This window comes from Lactobacillus sp. UMNPBX6 (assembly GCF_002553975.1).
In the GTDB taxonomy this organism is placed as follows: Bacteria; Bacillota; Bacilli; order Lactobacillales; family Lactobacillaceae; genus Lactobacillus; species Lactobacillus gallinarum.
On sequence record NZ_PCZD01000106.1, the window covers coordinates 1 to 1,834 of the forward strand.

At 37.0% G+C, this 1,834-nt stretch carries 1 pseudogene; it reads right to left on the minus strand.

Annotation, left to right across the window (positions count from 1 at the left end):
- Positions 1-1,690: pseudogene (locus CP357_RS09835) on the minus strand (IS1182 family transposase); the annotation flags it as partial.
- Between the last annotated feature and the right edge of the window lie 144 nt (positions 1,691-1,834).

Here is a 1,834-nt window from a genome sequence, read left to right on the forward strand (position 1 = left end):
GTGTCTGGGAAAAAACTAAATCCTAGGCCATAAAAAGAACGATCAAAATTCTCAAATTTGAGGTTTTGATCGTTTTTTTCTCTCTCATTAATTTTTTTAATAAAAAAGTATGGTCCTTTGACCATCTTCTGTTCCAATATTTGCTCAAATTCATCATCATGAAGGCTATTCCTACATCGGTTTCAACTTTCTTTTTGCCTCTTAAATGGGTTCGGCGCATGCCAAATACGTTCTTCAAATGTCCGAAAATGGGTTCTACATCATATTTTCTCATACTATAGATGTGTCTTCCTTCTGGGCTTTGAAGAACTTCTTTTGCCTTTTCTTTTAGTCTTTGCCAATTAGGATTGTAGCGTACTTGGCGCTGCCAGCCGCTGGCAGTCTTAGCCAATTGTTCTAATTCTGACGTTGCTTGGGTTTCATCAGCTTCATAAATCTTAAAATTGCGAACCTGACCCGTTGAACGATCTTTTCTCTGGCTTTGACATTTAAAACTAAACTTTACACCTTGATAGTCAAGATAATAATCTTCTTTTTCATCATAATACCAATTAGCCAGTTTAGTCGGGTCCTTTTTATATTTCTTCTTTTGTTCCTTTTCGTACATGGTATATGGAATGAAATACTCTTTGTCTGAATATTCTTTTTCCAGCAGCGAGTAGTTATATTCGCTGCCATAACCAGCATCAGCGACAATTTTGTCAAACTTATCTAATGTCGTCATTTGTTTCAAAAACGGCTCTAAGGTTCTAAAATCTGTGGGATTAGGGTACAAGGCATAATCAACTACATACTGGTCAGTTGTAGCGGCTTGAATATTGTAGCCCGGTTTAAGCTGACCGTTTTTCATGTGATCTTCTTTCATGTGCATGAAAGTTGCGTCGTGATCGGTTTTGGAATAGCTATTGCGCCCAGCAAAGATTTCTTTGTCGTCTTCATATTTCTTCATGCGAGGAACGTAGTCTTTCTTCAGTTTGCGAAGCAGCTTCTTAAGACCTCGTCTCTTAACTTTTCTAGGAGAGCCTCCTGGAATGACTTTAGGTTCTTGCTCAATTTCTTCGGTCAGCTTTTCAATTTCAGCTTCAGTTTCTTGGGCAAGCTCTGCCAGTCCTTCGCTAGTCTGCACTTTTTCCTTGGCCATTGCTTTGACTACTTCTTTGGCAATCAATTCATCGTAAAGTTCAACTGCTTGGCCTTTTAATTTTTCATGATACTTTTCAACAGCTTTACGCCAAACAAAAGTATAGCGGTTGGCATCAGCTTCAATCTTAGTGCCATCGATAAAAATCGCGCCTTCATTGATCAAACCTTCATCTTCTAAAAGATTGGTAAAGTAAATAAAACATTTTTTAACCAGTTCATTGGCACGATTGCTGGATCTAAAATTATTAATTGTGTGATATGAGATCTTCTGATGTTCGGCTAAAACTATCATTGGTAGATTCTCTTCCAGCATCAATTCAATTTTTCTGCCAGAAAAGACTCTTCTTGAATAAGCAAAAAGCAAAATCTTAAGCATCATGGCTGGATGATAGGCTGGTCGTCCTGTCTTGGATGTGTCACCCAGCAATACATCTTCTGGAATTGAATCAACGAACCAGCTAATAGTATTAGCTAAGTGATTACTAGGAATAGTAAAGTCTAAATTAAGTGTTAAAGCTGTTTGGCCTGTGATATAATTTTGATACATTAATATGCCTTCTTTCATTTTTGTTTTGTGGTGATTCAATAATATCAAGGAAGACAATTAAAGTATAGAAAAAGAACGATGATTTTCGCGAAGAATTTCATCGTTCTTTTTTCATGGCCTAGGATTTAGTTTTTTCCCAGACAC